The organism is Vibrio sp. R78045 (genome assembly GCF_042466085.1).
GTDB classification, from domain to species: Bacteria; Pseudomonadota; Gammaproteobacteria; order Enterobacterales; family Vibrionaceae; genus Vibrio; species Vibrio cyclitrophicus.
Genome location: NZ_JAXHBS010000008.1, coordinates 1108627 through 1129055 on the forward strand (window position 1 = coordinate 1108627; position 20429 = coordinate 1129055).

Sequence of the window (20429 nt, forward strand, 5' to 3'; positions counted from 1 at the left end):
CTCAAGCCTTTTTCTTACGCTATTTCTGATCACTTACTGTGATTGGTATAGAACCAATGTAGGGGCTCTCATTGAGCCCTTAATTGTTTGCTACTCAAGAAAGTTATTCCCTAATAAAAACTAAAATCAAAACACAGCAAGGCAATGTATGAAGTCGTATCTATCAGCCTCACTATTAACCGCACTGTTTTTCTTATCTCCATTACACGCCCATGAAACCTACTCTGGTGGTAAAACTACCGTAAAGAAAGAGGGAGCGAATGCTTTTTCTCTTCCTGCTGCCAATTTACCAATGAGTAAACGCTTAGATTTCAGTGTAGGTAATAGCTTCTTTAGAAACCCTTGGGTACCCGCTCCGTCATCGACTGATGCACGCGATGGCCTTGGCCCACTATTTAACACAAACGGCTGTCAAAATTGTCACATCAAAGATGGCCGTGGTCATGCACCTGAAAAAGGTGATGAGAACGCGGTTTCGATGTTGGTTCGCTTGAGTATTCCCGCTGAAACACCAGAGCAAAGACAAGCCTTTATTCGTGATGGTGGTATTCCTGAACCGACCTACGGCGGCCAGCTACAAGATTTCGCTCTTCAAGGGGTAAAACCGGAGGGCCAAGTAAACATTAGCTACAAGGATGTTCCTGTTGAATTCAAAGACGGCACCGTCGTTACCCTACGTAAACCTACTTTAAAGATTACGGATCTTGCCTTCGGCGAGATGCATCCTAAAACTGAATTTTCTGCTCGAGTTGCGCCGCCAATGATTGGCCTTGGTCTGCTTGAGAGCATTTCAAAAGAAACGATTCTTGGATTTTCTGAGCAGCAATTAGCTGATAAGCAAGGCGTGTCGGGTAAGGCTAACTACGTTCTGGATGTTCAAACCAACGAAATAACCTTAGGTCGTTTTGGTTGGAAAGCAGGACAGCCAAATCTGATGCAACAAAATGCTGCGGCATTCAATGGTGATTTGGGCTTAACGAGCCGCCTGTTCCCTAATGAGAACTGTACATCAGTACAATCAACTTGTAATGATTTTCCAAATGGGGGGGATCCAGAAGTTAGCGATAACATTCTAGATTTTGTTGAGTTTTACTCACAGCATTTGGCTGTACCTATTCGCCGTAACGTTGGGAACCCTATGGTTGTTCAAGGTAAAAAACTGTTTAAAGATATTGGTTGCCAAAGTTGTCACCAATCTGAAATTCGTACGGGTGAGCGTGAAGGTTTGCCTGCGTTATCTAATCAGTTAATTAGTCCATACACCGATATGCTGCTGCACGATATGGGTGAAGGCTTAGCGGATCATCGCCCTGAGTATTTAGCAAGCGGCCAAGAGTGGCGTACAACACCATTGTGGGGGCTCGGTTATACCAAAGAAGTGAATGGTCACACCTTCTTACTTCATGACGGTCGTGCAAGAAATGTTATGGAAGCGGTGCTTTGGCACGGTGGTGAAGCTGAGATGGCGAAACAGAAGGTTCTGTCTTTGAATGCGACTGAGCGCGAAGCACTACTGGCATTTTTGAACTCGCTATAGGCAGTCTTAAGCTTAGCGCCTCAACGGCGAGTTAGCCAAAACATACTACCGCTGAACTTGTAGTAATACGAGCTCAGCGGTCGTTTCATATTTATTGAATTCATATAATTAAAAGAAAAACTAGGAAGTAAGGTAACAGCATGACACATAAATTTTTGTTAATGCCTTTGTCGGTATTAATCATGGCAGGCTGCCAATCATCGGGTGAGCAAACGGCTTCATCTGAGGTTAACGGTGTTTCTTATCAAGCAGACATGACCGCTCACATCAGTCGTAGCGTGTACCAACAAGAGTTTGATTCAGCCGTCCTATTCGCTAGGCAAGCCAGTGAACTGGAAGTCTTGATGCAAGGTTACTGTGAAACCAACAATGTTGAGCTGGATGCTTTGAAAAATCAGTGGCAGCTCACGATGAACAGCTGGATGGCACTGCAAGGTCAAGAAAGAGGCCCAATAGCGGCACTGGAAGAGAGCTGGAATGTTCAGTTTTGGCCAGACAAAAAGAACACCACAGGCTTAAAAATGCGTCAGCTGACTCAGCAAGAGAAAGCTTGGTCACAAGACGAAATCGCACAGCAGAGTGTTACTGTTCAAGGACTTGGTGCCTTAGAGTGGTCTCTGTATGACGAGCAATCTCCACTGCTTCAAGACAAAGCTTCAGGTTGTCTATCTTCACAAGCTATCGCACAAAACTTGGCTGTGAAGTCTACCTCTATTGCTGAGGCCTGGCAGGTTAACCCTTGGCTAGCACTGGACGAGATGCGCTGGGAGTCGGAATACATCGCTTTATTGACCAACCAACTTGATTACAGCATGAAAAAGCTGAGTCGCCCAATGGCTAAGATTGGCCACCCGCGACCATATTTCTCTGAGTCGTGGCGCGCACAAACCTCAATGATTCAGCTAAAGGCGAATGTTGCTGCGCTTGAGAAGCTTTACCTCGCAGATGGTAATGGTCTTGATGGTTTATTGAGAGAGAAGGGCTTAAACGATCTTGCTGATCGTGTTGCTGCCCAGTTCACGCTAACGCTAGATACTTGGCCTACAGAATCAAGCCTGTTTACTCTGCTACAGAGCAAAGAAGGTTACCGAGAAGTACTGACTCAATACAATAAACTAGAACGTTTGAAGTACCTGATTCATGAAGAAGTGGCGATAGAGCTTGGCGTGGTAATAGGATTTAATGCTACCGATGGTGACTGATACTACACGAAGAAGTTTACTTAAGGCTGCACTAGGTTGTGCAGCGGTTCCTGTATTTCCATTTGGGTGTACTAGTCTCTCTAATGTCGTGAGTTCATCTAATGAGCCTCAATTAATCGGTTGTGCGCTTAATGGACGAGGCCAATATTCAGCCGTTGTGGCTGATGAATATGGGATGCCATTGAGCCAGCTGCCGATTCCCGATCGTGGTCATGGCGTCGCTATTTGCCCAACTCAATCACATGCGGTGGTTTTTGCTCGTCGTCCTGGTGATTATTTTATGGTGTTTGACTATAAAAAGGGTGAACAAATCAAAATGGTCGTTAAGGGGCGTAATCGTCACTTTTATGGTCATGGCATTTATTCATTAGATGGCAAATTACTGTATGCCACTGAAGGTAAAACTGACAGCAGCCAAGGTGTGATTGGCGTTTACGATGTCGCGCAAGGGTATCGTAAAGTTGAAGAATTTACCGGTTTTGGCATTGGACCTCATGAAGTCATCATCATGCCTGACGGTAACCTCGCAATCGGTGTTGGTGGCGTTCATACTGACGGTAGAACACCGAAAAACCTTGATTCGATGCAACCGAGTTTGAGCTATGTTTCACCTGAAGGCGTGCTACTTGAGCAGGTTGAATTGCTGGACAAGAAGCTGAGCATTCGACACTTAGCGCATGATGGCGCTGAAACCGTACTATGTGGCCAGCAATATCGTGGCGAGCCCGATGAGTATCCTTCACTTTTAGCGATGCACACTAAAGGTGGACGATTTGAATCACTGAACGCGGAGCCAGAACAATGGGCAAGGTTCAATCACTACATCGCGAGTATTGCGGCGTCAGATGATTGGATTATTGCGACCTCGCCAAGAGGAAACTGCTACGGTATTTGGTCTAAAGACACTAAAGAACTCGTAGAACTATCTGCTTTATCAGATGCTTCTGGCGCTGTGCTGCTTGATGGTGAGTTTAGATTGAGCTCTGGAGCGGGTAGTGTGGTGAGCCAACGAAAGCCTTATGAAAAATCAATTCAGCAATCATCTATTCAGTGGGATAATCACTGGAGTGCAATTTGATTTATAAAACTCCTTAAAAAATAACATGCTTACTCCAATTTCTTTGCCATACTTATGAGATTGTTGGTGATGGAGTTAAGCATGTTAGCGAAGTACTTCTTTGGATTATTGGTGTTAGTCTCTGTGCATGCGTGGAGCTATACGAGTTCTGACGAGAGCGGATTTATTCCGGCTGATTCAGAACTCTCTTCCATGCTCATTTATCCAGAGCTAACCCAGAGTATTTATCAAGACTCTTCTCTTCCTATTCTTTGGGACTCTCCTGAACTTGTTAAAGCATTTGAGTTCCAATTGTCGCTTCTAGAACAAGCCCAAATGGCACCGCTCTTTGAGCGTCAACTCAAGCAAATTCGTCAATACCAAGCCCAACGCCAATGGAAAGAGTTGGACATATTATTGACCGATACCTTTATTTATTACTTGAGTTACGTAGAAAATGCGCCACTGGTCGGTAAAGAGTGGTACTTCTCAGGCAAGCTACACTCCAAATTACCTGCACCTTCTCCTCATATTTTGATGAGATTAAAGAGCAGCGTCGCCAATGATTATTTATTGGAGATGGTGCTGTCTTACGCGCCGCCTGTTGGGAATTTTGATCAATTCAAGGCGACCTATTCAGTGTTAGAAACTGCATCCGAGCTTAATATCGAGCGATATAGACAGGAAGGTTTGAAACGTTTAGGTGACGATCTTTCAGATAAAGTAGCGCTTGTAGAACGTATCGCTCTGGTGGGTGTAGACACATCAATGGTGGCTGTTGATCTTCCAGTGTTCGATCGAGATTTGCAAAAAGCGATTAAGTCCTTTCAACACATGCATGGCCTGACAGCTGATGGGATTATAGGGCCTGACACGATCAAATGGATCAACATGAGTTTTGATGATCGATTGAATTCATTAGCGTTGAATGCAGAGCGCGTTCGTTTGTGGCCAAGAGATAGAGATTCTCTCATCGTCGTCAATGTACCTAGTTTTGATATGAAGTACTGGGAAGATGGTGAAGAGGTATTTGAGTCCAAAGTCGTCGTGGGCAGAAAGTCGCGAAAAACACCGCTTTTAGAGATAAATCTAGATTCGGTGATCTTAAACCCAACTTGGAATGTGCCATGGAAAATAATGGTGAAAGACATCTTGCCTAAGGTGAAAGCCGATGAAAGCTACCTTGAAACCCATAACTTCCAAGTGATTGATGGTTGGCGTTCTATGGAAACTGTCGATACCACCGAGATTGATTGGCAAACCATTAATTTCAACTCGTTCCCATATCGCATGCGTCAACAGGCGGGCTCTCGAAATGCATTGGGTTTGTATAAATTCAACACCCCCAATAAACGTGCGATATATCTACATGATACGCCAAGTAAAGGCCTGTTTAATGATGACTTTCGTGCTTATAGCTCAGGTTGTATAAGAGTCGAACATGCCGAACAATTGGCTGAATTGCTATTTGCGACTAAGGTTAGAAAGGTTCCTAATCAAGGCGGTGACTTAGCACCTAATACCAAGGTTCGACTCAAGAAGAGAATTCCAGTGCATATTATCTATCAAACTGTATTGTTTGAAGAAGAGGGCATTCAGTACCGTGGTGATATTTACCAGTACGATAAAGCGGGTGGTTAACAAACGGCGAAATCAACAATGGTGATCTTGACCGAAAAATGACAACCAAGCTTCTATTGATAAAATTATAATGTGTATCAATAACTAACCGCACAAAGGTTACAAATACTAACGTTTTGGGTGCTTTTCGTACGTTGACGCAGCAATTTTCATTATGTATCGTGCATTTTTCGTTCGATATAATTGGTTTTTTTGCTGTATGTCTCAAAGTTTATTTTCTCGCCGTCAGTTTCTGACTTACGCTGGTGGTACTGCTGTTGTCGCCTCAATCACACCTTCTATCGCTTTTGCTTCATACCCAGATCAGCCTAGAACGATCAGCATGAACAATCTTCACACTGGTGAAAGGTTGGAGACCTGCTATTTTGATGGCACGAACTATGTTGGTGATGAGATGGCTCGCCTAAGCAAATTGTGCCGTGACTTCCGCCGCAATGAGATTCACCCGATGGACAAGAATTTGTTTGACCAGATCACTCAGATTCAAAATGTTCTAGGTATTCAAAAAGAAGTTCAAATTATCTCTGGTTACCGTTCGCCGGCGACCAATGAAGCACTGCGAGCAAACTCGAATGGTGTCGCAAAAAAGAGTTATCACATGTTGGGTAAAGCGATCGATTTCCGTATTGATGGCGTTAACCTAAAAGAATTAAGAGACGTAGCCAAAAGCCTGAACGCGGGTGGTGTCGGTTATTATGCGCGTAGCAACTTTATCCATATTGACACAGGTCCTGTACGCAGTTGGTAACGTTAAGCTGAATTTGCGAGCGAATGCTAGGTACTTGTCAAAGTAGACATCCAATGTCATAGTTTGCCCAAATTTCAGTTTGCCCTCTAAGGTTTGTATATGTCTCTTAAGTATCAAGTTGTTCCTGTTACCTCTTTCTCTCAAAACTGCTCAATTGTGTGGTGTGATGAGACAATGGAAGGCATCGTTGTCGATCCGGGTGGTGATGTTCAGCAACTGGCTGCTATCATCGAAGAGTTAGGTGTTAAAGTGGTGAACTTGGTATTGACTCACGGTCACCTAGACCATGTAGGTGGAACAGTACCACTTGCTGAAATCTTGAAGGTGAACATTGTTGGTCCACATAAGGCGGACAACTTTTGGCTTCAAGGTTTAGAGAACCAAAGTCAAATGTTTGGTTTCCCACTGTGCAAAGCTTTTGAACCAAACACATGGTTAGAAGAGGGTGACAAAGTCACTTTTGGTAACCAAGTGATTGATGTGATCCATACGCCGGGTCATACACCGGGTCACGTCGTGCTATTCAGTGAGCAAGCTCGTTTAGCGTTTGTGGGTGATGTATTGTTCAATGGCGCAATTGGCCGAACTGACTTCCCTCAAGGCGATTTCAATACGCTGATTGCTTCAATCAAGACTAAGCTTTGGCCATTAGGCAGTGATGTGACATTTGTACCGGGTCATGGTCCTGAGTCTACATTTGGTCGTGAGCGCGCATCAAACCCATTCGTAGCCGATGAAATGCCACTATATTAATTAAGTCTGTGATTAGCACGCCGATCATTCGTGTTGCGGTTGATTGAAATGAAGCTTAGCTTTTGTTTGAACGCTAAGCTTTTTTAATTCAATGCGTGTTCGTTTATTCTAAACGTCTTCGCTTTAATCAGAAAAGCGCTCAGCAGCAGCCAAGTAACGTCGAGCTAATCCAATGAACTCTTCCCCACTCATATTCAAATCTTGAGTTGATATGAAAATATCATAACCGTGGAAACCCCTTTGGTACTTCATCCTATTGGCAAGCATCGCCTGTAATCCAGAATAGTCCTTAATCACCGTTTCTTTATTATTTCTATCATCAGATGTATCCAAGTTGCCCTGCTTTTGACTATCGTTGAAACAAACGTCGTCTGAATTTTGCGACTCTTTATGTCTGCTCTGTCCAACACAACCGTTCTCAGTACGACGTGCATGGTAATGCGATGAGTCGAGAACCATATCTTCAAAGTTTGACTCTTTACCCGCTTGCTTGGCGCCCAGATACAAAAGTGCTCGCTGGCTCAGTAATAACTCGCAAGTGATTTTAGGGCAAATTGAATCGAGGTAGGGCGAGTAATCTTTAATTTTAATACCGACCCAAGGTAAAGGTTGGTGCCAGCCTTCTTGTTCATAAGTACAAAGGCCAATTTTTTGGATGTTGCGCCATTTTAAAACCCAACCCCCCTTGTAGAAATGCTGCTGAAAGTGAGTGGGGGTGAGCGTGAACATGACTCTGCTGCGCAACATTAAATAATAGCCCGTACCCAAAAGCGCAATAATGCAAAATGCCCCCACGATCAGTAGCTTTGGGTTGTCGCTGTATAACGCAGTGATCAAGCAAACGAACCCCAAAATGACGGCGATAATTCGATACGAGCGTGTGAATGAAGGCAAAGAGAAGTTTGTAAGGTGACGAGTGTCCATAGGCAACACCAAGTTTTCATATTTTTGTCTGGATGGATAACCAGTGTATATGACCCTGAATTGATAAGTCGATGTTTAAATAATAGACGCTAATAGACAATATCGGTATTTTTCGTCGACTTTCGGCGCTTCACTCTACAAATAGCTCCTGTTTTTTGGTATAAATCGCGCTTCAAATTTTCACCACTGCGAAAAGAGCAGTGAACTGGAGAAATATTCAATGAGACTTGCTCATAAGCGTAAGGTGCAGGCTAAACTGCAGAAACGCACTAAAGCGGCTGTAGTTAAAGCAGTGGCAACGCCGAAAAAAGCGAAGCCTGTCGCAGAGAAAGTTGTAGCAGAAAAAACTGTAGCAGCAAAACCAGCGGTAGAGAAAGCAGTAGCAGCAACGAAAGAAGTTGCAGTAGCACTGACTCCTAAGCAACAACAAGTTCTAGACATCGTTGTTAGCAATGCTGAAGGCATTAACCCTAAAGGTATCGGCCTAGCAGCTGGTCAAGAAGACGCGAAAGCAGCTTCATGGGCAACAGGCGCATTGAAAAAACTTCTTGAAGAAAACCTAGTAGCGAAAGAGCAGCTAGCAGGTAACAAGGTTATCTACAAAGCTATCTAATCCTGTGGGATTACATTCGCTTCGTTAAGTTTTTAAGCCTCGATTTTCGAGGCTTTTTTTGTATCTAGCAAATAATGCCAACCCCAGTTTTGCCACTTCATTTCCAATCTATTGTCCTGCGAAAGCGATTCCCTTGCCTGGCACTCTTGCTCCTAATCAGCAAGCCCCAAAGTAGGGCGTCCATAGTGATAGATCGCTAGTTGATATCACCAGAATGTAGCAAGGAATAGAGTCTCATCACGAAATGGGAATCAATTGTTAATTTCGATTCACTATAACTACTTAGGTATTTATCAATACCTGTTTCTATAGTGAATAACCTAACTCCTTTAAAGTAGGTGATATTGAATTATCTCCTACGTAGTTATACGTAATCCTTTGGTCTAATACGTACATTTAAACCAACCGTTCGTGCGTGCTCTCCCTGATATCTTGTTGCTTCATCACGGTGCACTCTTATGTTGAATCATAAAAAATGCTCAATGAAAGAGTGTTAACCCAACAAAGGACGTGAACATGAGTCTCATCTCTAACTCCCTCACACGAGTTTTTAAAAACGTTGCGGTAACTGCAGCGGCTTGTTTAGCTTTAGTCGCTACTGGTGCAACAGCTGCTGATAAGGTTTACCGTTTAAAGCTTGCCGAAACGTGGGGACCAAACTTCCCTGTTTTTGGTGATGCTACTAAGAATATGGCTGCTATGGCTGAGAAAATGTCGAATGGTCGACTGCAAATCCGCATCGATTCAGCCAATAAACATAAAGCTCCGCTTGGCGTATTTGACATGGTTAAGTCTGGTCAATACGACATGGGTCACTCAGGCTCTTATTACTGGAAAGGTAAAGTTCCAAACACACTTTACTTCACTTCTATGCCTTTCGGTATGACGCCAGCAGAACAGTACGCATGGTTCTATCACGGTGGTGGTATGGAGTTGATGGAGCAGGTTTACTCTCCACACAACTTGATGTCGTTCCCAGGTGGTAACACTGATATTCAGATGGGCGGTTGGTTTCAAAAAGAAATCAATAGTGTTGAAGACCTACAAGGCTTGAAAATGAGAATCCCAGGCTTCGCTGGTGAGATTCTTGCTGAGCTAGGCGCAAAACCAACAAACATTGCACCGGGTGAGCTTTACACGTCTCTAGAGCGACGCACAATTGATGCACTAGAGTGGGTGGGTCCATCACTTGATTTACGAATGGGTTTCCACAAAATTGCGCCTTATTACTACACAGGTTGGCATGAGCCAGGTTCAGAGCTTCAATTCCTAGTGAACAAGCGCACATGGAACAAGTTGCCTGAAGATCTACAAGAAATCCTTAGAGTTGCAATGCGTACTGCTGCTTATGACATGTACACACAAGCAACGCATGAAAGTGGCAAGAACTGGGTTTCAATGAAGACAGAATTCCCAGACGTACAAGTTAAAGATTTCCCACCAGAGGTTATGGCTGCATTGAAAGAAGCAAATGATCGCCTATTAGCTAAGCATGCTGAGAAAGATGAATTAGCAAAAGAGATCCAAGCTTCACAAGCAAGCTACCTAGAACAAGTTCGTTCATGGACGGATATTTCACACAGAGCTTATTTAAATAGCCAAGCGAAATAGTCGACATTTGTTGAACTAAAGATAAATGAACCCAAAGCTTTTTTTACTAGGTAACTGAGAGTGAGTAAGCGGCGGGTTCATTCAAATCATAATAATTAAGCAGGATAAATCCTGTATACGATCCCAAGAACCCTTTCTATGTCGTGAATCTGGTTAGCGCTACTCGTTTTAGCTGCACTAACTCAATACGCGATGTCTTTTCAAATTCCATGGAGTCGGGAATGCGAAGTCTAATTTATATTGAACGCCTGTTTAATCGTATCGGTGATGCACTGGGATGGCTTTCCAGTATGTTGTTTATTTTACTTATCGCTAACGTCGTGTATGACGTTGTCATGAGATATGCCTTCAACGATGTCTCAATCGCCTTTCAAGAGATGGAATGGCACCTTTTCTCAGCCGTATTTCTGTTAGGTGTTCCTTATGCCATCAAAGCGGGTGGGCATGTTCGAGTTGATGTGTTTTACGAGCAGCTGAGTTTTAAAGCTCAAGCCATTATTGATTTGCTTGGCACGGTTGTCTTCCTGCTTCCGTTTTGTTTGTTGGTGGCTTGGTTTGGTATCGATGTTGCTAAAGAGAGTTATGAGTTGGGTGAGACCTCAGGCGATCCCGGTGGTTTGCCTTATCGTTGGATCATCAAAGCTATGATCCCGCTGTCATTCTTTTTAATGGCGCTCAGTGGCGTGGGTTTGATCCTGCATTCACTGAACAAGATTTTTAATCCGCACCTTATCCACGCAAATAATATTCATACAAAGAATTAGTAGAGGCTGACATGATTGGAATAGTAATGTTTTTTGTCGCCTTGTTTGCACTTTTACTTGGCTTCCCAGTAGCGTTTACCTTTGGCGGTATCGCATTAATCTTTGGTGTTTGGGCTGAGGGCATTGAGATGTTTGCCTTCATGCCATATCGAATTCAATCGATCATGGAAAATACGGTGCTGATGGCCGTTCCATTGTTTGTTTTCATGGGGCTTGTTCTACAGAAGACCAAGCTTGCTGAGCAGTTGCTTGAGTCTATGGGCAGATTGTTTGGTGGGGTTCGTGGTGGTATCGCAATTTCGACGGTATTAGTAGGATCATTGCTTGCCGCTTCAACCGGTGTAGTTGGTGCTTCTGTGGTAGCGATGGGCCTGATTTCTCTGCCAGTAATGTTGAAATACAACTATGATAAAGGCTTAGCCTGCGGCACCATTTGTGCTTCTGGTACGCTTGGGCAAATCATTCCACCATCGATAGTTCTCATTCTATTGGGTGATGTGCTAGGTGTGCCAGTTGGTGACTTGTTCCAAGCGGCGATTTGGCCGGGCGTGATGTTAGTCGGTGCTTATATCGTGTACATATTGATATACGCGAAGCTAAACCCTGAAGCAGCTCAACCGATTGAACGTGATGACTCAATTAGTCGTAAGCAAGAAGTCATCAATGCTCTGAAAGCTATCGTACCGCCACTTGCGCTGATCATTGTCGTATTGGGCTCTATCTTCGCCGGTGTTGCTACGCCGACAGAGTCTGCTGCATTAGGTGGTGCGGGTGCTATGGTACTTGCTTTGCTATACGGTCAGTTTAGTTGGTCGATGGTGTATGACGCATCTAAAGAGACGGTAAAAGTAACGGCAATGGTCTTTGCTATCTTACTTGGTGCAACCGCGTTCTCAATGGCGTTCACTTACACTGGCGGTGATTATCTGGTTGAAGAGTGGATGTTACAGCTACCGGGTGAGAAGTGGGGCTTCTTGATTATCACCATGTTGGTTATTTTGATCCTCGGCTTCTTTATCGACTTCGTTGAGATCTGTTTTATCATCGTACCGATTATTGCACCTGTCGCTGAGTTGATGGGCATAAACATGACTTGGTTTGCTATCCTTATCGCGATGAACCTACAAACCTCATTCCTAACACCACCATTTGGTTTTAGTTTGTTCTATCTAAAAGGGGTGGCACCAAAAGGCGTAACCACTAAGGATATTTACCGAGGTGTAATGCCGTTCATTCTGATTCAAATCCTCGTGCTTGGATCACTTCTCGCTTTCCCATCTTTCTATGGAATGTGAGTGAAGCCAAGAATGTGAATGATATGTTTCAACGGTTAACGATAAATTGCTAAAATAAGACGGCTTATTGGTGTTCAATAAGCCGTTTTTTATGAGGAAAAGGAATGCCTCTAAAGGCTAAGCTGATTTTGCTGACGCTGCTCCCGTTGTTGCTTGTGACGGCGAGTATTAGTTGGATCTCGTTGCATCAAACCAAGACATTGGGTGCAAAAGAAGTGGAGATCTTCAGAGACAGCCTGATCAAGTCTCGTGAAAATGCCCTCAAAGACACTGTCGACCTCGCATTTGATGCCATCGAACATATCTACAATGATCCTGATATCCAAGAAGCCCAAGCTAAAAGAGAAGTTCGAATCATATTGTCTAAACTTAGGTATGGTTCAGATGGATACTTCTTCGCGTACGACCGTCACGGCACCAACCTCGTTCATCCAATACAACCTGAATTGATTGGAAAAAACCTACTTGAGTTACAAGATGAAGATGGCGACTTTCTTATCGAAGCACTGTTAAGGCAAGCGCAAACCGGAGGCGGATTTCATCAGTATTTGTGGCAAAAGCCATCGACGGGAGAAGTGGTATCTAAGTTAAGTTATGCGGCTTGGTTAGAACGTTGGGACTGGATGATTGGCACGGGTCTGTATATTGAAGATGTACACCAAGAAGTCGCTTCCATGCAGGCTGCGATTAACAAGAATATAGAGACCACGTTCTTTTCGATTGTGGTGATTCTTAGCGTGACAGTTGCGGTCATTATCGTGCTTACTTTGGCGATCAACATGCACGAGCATCGCATCGCCGATAATAACCTGAAGGAATTGGCCCACAAGACGGTGATGTTTCAAGAGGATGAAAAAAAGCATTTAGCGCGTGAGTTACATGATGGCATTAACCAGTTATTAGTATCGAGCCGTTGTCACTTAGAGTTGCTCGGAAACAAGTTACAAAGTGAAGACCTCAAAGCGCATCTAGATAAGTCACAGCATTCGCTGATGAGAGCGATTGAAGAGGTGAGGCATATCTCCCACCAACTTCGTCCAAGTTCATTGGACGATATTGGCTTAGAGGCAGCGTTGTCTTCTCTATTATTAGACTTTCAGGCGCACTCTGGTATTGAGGTGGAAACCTTGTTTAGTACGCAGCCAGGTCAGTTGAAATCAGAGGCGGCGACGACCTTGTATCGAGTGGTTCAAGAGTCATTGAATAACATTGAAAAGCACGCACAAGCGACTAAAGTTACGGTTATCGCGCAGCAAATTGGCAATGTATTGCAGCTTTTAATCCAAGATAATGGTGTGGGTTTTAATACCTACAAAGCGATGGAGAAACGAGGGATTGGGCTGCGTAATATGAGAGAGCGAGTTGAATTCATTGGTGGTGATTTTGAGCTGATGAGTGAAATTGGCTTCGGAACGGAAATTACCGTGTTGCTGACACTAGAGGGATTAATGAATGAGTGAAGTTATTCGAGTTGTGATCGCTGATGATCATCAAGTGGTATTGGATGGCTTTATGGCGAGATTGGAACTCGAGCCGGATATTAGCGTGATAGGTACTGCCAGCAATGGCTTAGAGGCGGTAGAGGTAGTAAAAACTCTGCGACCTGATGTGGTGTTGATGGACATTAGCATGCCTATCATGAACGGCATTGACGCAACCCATCTAATTAAAGAAGAAGACCCTGATGCGAAGGTGCTAATGTTGACCATGCATAACAACCGTGAATACATTATGAAAGTGATGCAGTCGGGTGCTGTTGGTTATATGTTGAAAGAGATTTCTGCTGAAAAGATGGTACAGGCGATCAAAACCGTGAATCAAGGTTCGACCTACTTCTGTGAAAAGGTAACTCAGAATTTGTTCACACAGCCTATTACTCCCACGCCATCCATCAAGAATCCGTTAAGTAGACGTGAAGAAGCAGTGTTGAAATTGGTCGCAAAAGGGGAGAGCAGTAAAGAGGTAGCTAAGGCGCTGAACATCAGTTATCGAACGGTTGAAACGCATAGACAAAACATTAAGCACAAGTTGGATATTCACTCTACGGCAGAGCTAGCTAAATATGCTGTTAATTCTGGGCTTGTGGAGTGATCTTACGCTAAATTACATTAAATGTGTAATTTAATTACTAAAACTGCCATTTGGACCTGATTTTTGACGGTTTTTTTAGTATTTTTGCGACAGGTTGATATGCTTCTTTTCGAAATTTAAGCGCCGAATGTAATGTTGCAAATAGTGCGCTGCAAATTAGAGAGGAAACATGGAGCCTGTAAAAGATAGGTATAGTATTGAAAATACCGATTATACAGTAGGACAAGATAACGTTCAGAAATGGGGTTTTGATGTTCATAATCCTGTATTTGGTATCAGTGCAGGAGCGATCATTATTTTCCTGCTTGCACTTCTGGTCGCTGAACCTGAAACAGCAAAAGCTGCGCTCGATGGTATCAAATGGAAAATCATCGGCAACTTCGATGGCTTCTTCATGTGGGCTGCTAACATTTTCGTGATTTTCTGTTTTGCCCTCATTGTCTCCCCGTATGGCAAGATACGTATTGGTGGCAATGATGCCAAAGCAGAGCACTCCAACCTATCTTGGATGTCGATGTTATTCGCCGCGGGAATGGGTATTGGTTTGATGTTCTGGGGTGTTGCTGAGCCAGTAGCTTACTTCACGGGTTGGTATCAAACGCCATTAGGTGTCGAAGCTTACTCACCTGAAGCGGCTAAGCTGGCACTTGGTGCAACCATCTATAACTGGGGTTTACACGGCTGGTCTATCTACGCTGTTGTTGCTCTAGCACTTGCCTTCTTCACTTTCAACAAAGGTCTGCCTCTTTCAATCCGCTCGATTTTCTATCCTATCTTGGGTGACAGAACTTGGGGATGGTTTGGCCATATCGTTGATATCGTTGCAGTACTGGCAACCTTGTTCGGCCTTGCAACATCGTTAGGTTTGGGCGCACAACAAGCAACCAGTGGTATTAACCATGTATTCGGTACCGATGGTGGTATTGGCATGCAGTTGGTTGTTATCGCAGTGGTCACTTTCTTAGCAACAATGTCAGTGGTTCGTGGCATCAACGGTGGCGTGAAGGTTTTAAGTAACGTCAACATGTTGGTTGCTTTGGGTCTACTTATCTTCGTAACGATCGCTGGTGGCCTGGCGGGTATTAAAGCAATCCCAACGGCACTCATGGGCTATATTGAAAACTTCATTCCTCTTAGTAATCCTCATGGTCGTGACGATGAAACTTGGATGCAAGGTTGGACTGTATTTTACTGGGCATGGTGGATGTCCTGGTCACCATTCGTGGGTATGTTTATTGCTCGCATTTCTAAAGGTCGTACGATTCGTGAATTCATTGTAGCTGTATTGTTCATTCCAACGACAGTAATCATCATCTGGATGGCTATTTTTGGCGGAATCGCGATTGACCAAGTGGCGAACAAGGTGGGCGAGATCGGTGTCAATGGTCTGCAAGATATTACGCTTTCTCTATTCCATACTTATGATGCGCTGCCAATGAGTTCTGTGCTTTCAGTCGTTTCGATTGGTCTGATTATGGTGTTCTTCATCACCTCTTCGGATTCAGGTTCGTTAGTTATCGATAGCATTACCTCTGGTGGTAAAGTCGATGCGCCAGTGCCACAGCGTGTATTTTGGGCGCTGATGGGTGGTGCGATTGCCGCGGTTTTACTTTGGGTTGGCGGTACTGAATCCATCCAAGCACTACAAGCCGGAACGGTATCAATGGCGTTACCATTCGCGTTCATATTATTGCTTATGTGCCTAAGCTTATTGCTAGGTTTACGAACTGAAAATAAATTAGTCCAACAGCAAAATGCTTTGAGTTAAAAGTATTTTTTAGTTAAAGGTCGACTCGGTCGGCCTTTTTTTCGTCAGTAGTTTGGGTAATTACGTATATTTTGTTTGAAAATTCGGCGAACTGATTCTGGTTTACTGAAAACAATAATTTAACCTGCTAAACTTCAGACATCCAAGTATTTGAATAATTGTGATAACAACTTGTACTGCTTGGATCGTTCGTTCGAGTTTTGACTAGGTCACAGGTAAATAAGGGATATTGAGGTTAATAGACCCTATTAATATTCCGTAGAGAGGGATAATGACTAAAGGTATAGATAAATACAGTATCGACAGTACGGATTACACTGTCGGTCAAGATAATGTCCAAAAATGGGGTTTTGATGTTCATAACCCAGTATTTGGTATCAGTGCGGGACTTATTGCTTTGTTCCTCATCGGGGTTCTGATTACAGATACCGCTTCAGCAAAGGCTGCACTAGATGGCGTTAAAGGCCAGATTATCAATTCGTTTGATTGGCTCTTCATCTGGTCGGGTAATATTTTCGTAATTTTCTGCTTAGGCTTGATTGTTTCTCCGTATGGTAAAATTCGCCTTGGTGGTGTTGATGCGACGGCAGATTACTCCTTTATGTCTTGGCTATCGATGCTGTTTGCCGCAGGTATGGGTATCGGTTTGATGTTCTGGAGTGTGGCTGAGCCTGCTGCTTATTATACAGGCTGGTACGAAACTCCGCTTAATGTTGCAGCGAATACACCAGAAGCGGCTAAGTTGGCGCTAGGTGCAACCATGTATCACTGGGGTCTGCATCCTTGGGCGATTTATGGCGTAGTAGCATTGTCACTTGCTTTCTTCTCTTACAACAAGGGGTTGCCTCTTTCTATCCGTTCTATCTTTTACCCAATTTTAGGTGATAGAGCTTGGGGTTGGGCGGGTCACATTGTTGATATTCTTGCTGTACTTGCAACCCTGTTTGGTCTGGCGACATCGCTTGGACTAGGTGCACAACAAGCAGCAAGTGGTATTCAACATGTATTCGGCATTGAAGCGGGCTTAGGGCTGCAAGTTATTGTGATTACTGCGGTGACTTTATTGGCGGTAGTATCAGTACTTCGCGGTATTGATGGCGGCGTTAAAGTTATCAGTAACATCAACATGCTGGTTGCCTTCTTACTGCTGATTTTAGTGGCATTAATTGGCTATGCTGTGACGCTGGGTTCAATCCCGACAACATTGATGGCATACATCGAGAACATCATCCCGCTGAGTAACCCACACGGTCGTGAAGATGAAGCTTGGTTGCACGGTTGGACTGTATTCTACTGGGCTTGGTGGATTTCATGGTCACCATTCGTAGGTATGTTTATCGCACGTGTTTCTAAAGGTCGTACAGTCCGTGAGTTCATTACAGCAGTACTTATTGTACCGACGACAGTGACTATCATTTGGATGTCAGTGTTCGGTGGGATGGCAATTGATCAAATCGTGAATAACGTTGGTATTCTTGGGCAAGACGGCCTAACGGATGTATCACTAGCAATGTTCCAAATGTTTGATGCTCTGCCGTTCGGTACTCTGCTATCAATTATTGCGGTTGTATTGGTTCTAGTATTCTTCATTACATCGTCTGACTCAGGCTCTCTAGTTATCGACAGCATCACCGCAGGTGGTAAAGTTGATACACCAGTTCCTCAACGTGTGTTCTGGGCATTCCTTGAAGGTGCGATTGCTGTAGCGCTATTGTGGGTTGGTGGTACTGAAGCAGTGCAAGCTCTGCAAGCGGGTGCAATCTCGACGGCATTACCATTCACCATCATTCTATTGCTGATGTGTGTTAGCTTGCTAATGGGTATGCGTACAGAAAAACGCTAGGCTCTAAAGCCGAAATCTATCGAAGCTTATATGCGATAGAGCGGTAAATAGTATGAAGGCAGAAGAGGAAACTCTTCTGCCTTTTTTGTTTCTTCTTTATCATGTGTCCGCCTCTCTTTAACATATGAGATGTGATATAAATTCTAATAACCATATATAAAATACCGCCTTAAATTTGGCGAAATGACAAGGAATTGGCATTAGCTAAGCTTATGGTTTACCTAAAATTATATTCCGATATTAAATTGTGAAATCGCTCGAATTTAATACTGATTTTGGGTAGTATGCGCGAGATTTCCCACCACTCGTGAAACTTTGACATGAAACTAACACTAAAGCAGAAGTTGATAGGTGCTAGCCTATCTGCTGTTGTGGTTATGGCAACAGCGTTGACCTGGCTATCAGCAAACCAACTATTCGAACAGACTCGCAATGGCGTATACCTACGAGCTGAAAGCGTATCTGAAGCAGCATCTGAAGGTATTAAAAACTGGATTGATATCCGTACAGATATCGCATCAGCATTTAATGACTTTTCACGAGAGGATGATGTTGTTCCTTTCCTTAAGCAAGCTCGTGTTGCGGGTGGCTTTGACGATATCTTTTTAGGTACTCCAGAAGGTGGAATGTACCGTTCACACCCTGAACGTAATCGTGCAGATTACGACCCTCGTCAACGCCCTTGGTACCAAGAAGCAAACGCTGCAGGTAAGCAAATCATCACAACCGCTTACCAAGATGCGATCACCAAAGCTCTTCTTGTAACGATTGCTGAACCGGTTCGTCACAACGGCCAACTTGTTGGTGTCGTGGGTGCTGACGTACTTATCGACCAATTGGTTAACGATGTAATCAGCCTTGATGTTGGTGACAACGCTTACGCCATGCTAATTGATGCCTCTGACGGTACATTCCTAGCACACCCAGATTCAGAGCTAAGCTTGAAGCCAGTAAGCCAGCTTTCAAACGATATCTCTATGCCTATTATCGAGAACGCAGTACGTACGGGTAGCATCGAGATTATTAAGCAACGTGGCGCAGAGAAGCTGCTTTATTTCACGAAGGTGCCTAACACTAACTGGATCTTCGCGGTTCAGATGGACAAGGCAACAGAAGAGGCGAACCACTCAACACTGCTTACTCAATTGATCACAACGGCTGTTATTATTACGTTAATCGTAATCGTATTAGTGTCTTGGTTAGTGAGCTTCCTATTCCGTGATTTGAACCGTGTTTCAGCGGCACTTGAAGAAATTGCTTCAGGTGAGGGTGACCTTACTCAACGCCTTGAGCCTAAGAGCGATGACGAAATTGGTAAGCTTGCTGAAAACTTCAACCGTTTTGTAGGCAATATGCACACCATGGTGATCAAGCTAAGCGAAGTATCTGCTGCGCTAGGCAACCAAGCACGTCAAACGGCTTCTCAAGCTGAAGAACGTAGTGCTCGTATCCAAATGCAACAAGACGAGATCAACATGGTAGCAACAGCCGTCAACGAAATGGCTGCAGCAACACAAGAGATCGCGGGTAACGCTGACCACACTGCACAGAACTCATCAGAAGCAGTTGGCGCGTGTGAGCACGGTACTGGTCAAGTGACACAGACGCAAAGCTCTATCCAAAACCTTGCTCAAGAAGTTCAAATCGCAACGAACGTTATCCTAGAACTTGAAGAGCACGGCAACAGCATCAACGCTATCTTGTCTAACATTCAAGGTATTGCAGAACAAACGAACCTACTTGCACTTAACGCTGCGATTGAAGCTGCACGTGCTGGTGAGCAAGGTCGTGGTTTCGCAGTAGTAGCGGATGAAGTTCGAGTTCTGAGCCAACGTACACACGGCTCAACGCAAGAAATTCAACAAACGATTGAGTTGCTACAAGGTACAACAGGCAAAGCGGTTAATATCATGAACGATAGCCGTACACTTGCTGAAACCAGTGTTGATGACGCAAACTCAGCCGCAGCGAGCCTAACGCAAATCCATGCAGCTGTTGAACGCATTAGCGACATGGCGACACAAATTGCTTCCGCTGCAGAAGAGCAAGCATCAGTAACGTCTGAGATCACTCGTAACACTGAAGGAATCCGTGACGTATCTAATGAGCTAGCAGACGAAGCGCACCAAGCTGCGGAACAAGCTGCTCAGTTATCTGAACTGTCTCACGAGCTAGAAAGCGAAATTAGCCGCTTCAAGCTTTAAGTACTAAGTTCTGAGCGAATAGCGATAACTTGATAGCTAAAACGACTAGCGAATAATTCGCGATAACGTTATCAAAAAGCCGAATGTGATTATCACATTCGGCTTTTTTGTGCGTTCTAGTTAAAGTTATGAACCCTAATTAGTTGTTTGGATAACCTGGGAACTTAGTTTTGAGGGCCGCGCTAGTAGGAAAGCAGTGCTCCATAAATTTCACCATCGCAGGGGCTCTAGCTTGTCGTTGTTAAGCTATTTTCTTTTTTACATCAAGGTCAGCCACCTATTGGAAGTGGAAGTGGAAGTGACGGGTTAAACTTGATTGAAGAAGGGTGTAGCTCAGAATAATTAAAGACACAAAAAAGCCCGAGCATAAACTCGGGC

At 44.0% G+C, this 20429-nt stretch carries 16 protein-coding genes; 15 read left to right on the top strand and 1 reads right to left on the bottom strand.

From position 1 onward, the window contains the following. Positions 1-148: 148 nt before the first annotated feature. The 6 genes from SJY39_RS07490 to SJY39_RS07515 all read left to right on the top strand — a co-directional run bounded on the left by SJY39_RS07490 (position 149) and on the right by SJY39_RS07515 (position 6938). Positions 149-1537, top strand: a complete 1389-nt coding sequence (locus tag SJY39_RS07490; protein ID WP_010438153.1) for a di-heme oxidoredictase family protein — start codon at positions 149-151, stop codon at positions 1535-1537. 140 nt (positions 1538-1677) lie between these two features. Then, entirely contained in the window at positions 1678-2739 is a 1062-nt protein-coding gene (locus SJY39_RS07495; RefSeq protein ID WP_010438154.1) for an imelysin family protein, read from the top strand. Beyond that, positions 2729-3817, top strand: a complete 1089-nt coding sequence (locus SJY39_RS07500) for a DUF1513 domain-containing protein (RefSeq protein ID WP_016769288.1) — start codon at positions 2729-2731, stop codon at positions 3815-3817. The genes SJY39_RS07495 and SJY39_RS07500 overlap by 11 nt, the downstream gene beginning before the upstream one ends. An 81-nt stretch (positions 3818-3898) precedes the next feature. Then, a complete protein-coding gene (locus SJY39_RS07505) occupies positions 3899-5437 on the top strand; it encodes a murein L,D-transpeptidase (protein ID WP_016792956.1) in 1539 nt (512 codons plus the stop codon). A gap of 199 nt (positions 5438-5636) precedes the next feature. Beyond that, positions 5637-6185, top strand: coding sequence for a YcbK family protein (locus SJY39_RS07510; protein WP_010438161.1), 549 nt, complete (start codon positions 5637-5639; stop codon positions 6183-6185). A gap of 99 nt (positions 6186-6284) precedes the next feature. Next, on the top strand, positions 6285-6938 hold the full coding sequence (locus SJY39_RS07515) for an MBL fold metallo-hydrolase (RefSeq protein WP_010438163.1): 654 nt from the start codon (positions 6285-6287) through the stop codon (positions 6936-6938). 123 nt (positions 6939-7061) lie between these two features. Here the strand turns inward: SJY39_RS07515 and SJY39_RS07520 are convergent, their stop codons facing one another. Next, complete coding sequence (locus tag SJY39_RS07520) at positions 7062-7862, bottom strand: DUF2982 domain-containing protein (protein WP_010438164.1); 801 nt, start codon at positions 7860-7862, stop codon at positions 7062-7064. 220 nt (positions 7863-8082) lie between these two features. On the opposite strand from SJY39_RS07520, the gene SJY39_RS07525 reads away from it, so the two are divergent. From SJY39_RS07525 to SJY39_RS07565, 9 genes are all read left to right on the top strand, one after another. Beyond that, positions 8083-8475, top strand: a complete 393-nt coding sequence (locus SJY39_RS07525) for a hypothetical protein (protein WP_004733388.1) — start codon at positions 8083-8085, stop codon at positions 8473-8475. A gap of 516 nt (positions 8476-8991) precedes the next feature. Continuing rightward, positions 8992-10086 carry a TRAP transporter substrate-binding protein gene (locus SJY39_RS07530; RefSeq protein ID WP_010438168.1) on the top strand — a complete coding sequence of 365 codons (1095 nt, stop codon included), beginning with the start codon at positions 8992-8994 and terminating at the stop codon, positions 10084-10086. A 221-nt stretch (positions 10087-10307) separates the two neighbouring features. Beyond that, entirely contained in the window at positions 10308-10850 is a 543-nt protein-coding gene (locus tag SJY39_RS07535; RefSeq protein ID WP_010438170.1) for a TRAP transporter small permease subunit, read from the top strand. Between the two features lie 11 nt (positions 10851-10861). After that, on the top strand, positions 10862-12145 hold the full coding sequence (locus SJY39_RS07540) for a TRAP transporter large permease subunit (RefSeq protein ID WP_010438172.1): 1284 nt from the start codon (positions 10862-10864) through the stop codon (positions 12143-12145). Positions 12146-12249: 104 nt separating this feature from the next. Further along, entirely contained in the window at positions 12250-13605 is a 1356-nt protein-coding gene (locus SJY39_RS07545; protein WP_010438173.1) for a cache domain-containing protein, read from the top strand. Then, positions 13598-14236 carry a response regulator transcription factor gene (locus tag SJY39_RS07550; protein ID WP_016769284.1) on the top strand — a complete coding sequence of 213 codons (639 nt, stop codon included), beginning with the start codon at positions 13598-13600 and terminating at the stop codon, positions 14234-14236. Before SJY39_RS07545 ends, SJY39_RS07550 begins: the two co-directional genes overlap by 8 nt. A gap of 169 nt (positions 14237-14405) precedes the next feature. Continuing rightward, positions 14406-16004: a BCCT family transporter gene (locus SJY39_RS07555; protein ID WP_010438175.1), complete on the top strand. Its 1599-nt coding sequence runs from the start codon at positions 14406-14408 to the stop codon at positions 16002-16004. Positions 16005-16275: 271 nt separating this feature from the next. Continuing rightward, positions 16276-17847, top strand: a complete 1572-nt coding sequence (locus SJY39_RS07560) for a BCCT family transporter (protein WP_010438176.1) — start codon at positions 16276-16278, stop codon at positions 17845-17847. A 320-nt stretch (positions 17848-18167) separates the two neighbouring features. Further along, on the top strand, positions 18168-20051 hold the full coding sequence (locus SJY39_RS07565) for a methyl-accepting chemotaxis protein (protein ID WP_016768364.1): 1884 nt from the start codon (positions 18168-18170) through the stop codon (positions 20049-20051). Positions 20052-20429 lie beyond the last annotated feature (378 nt).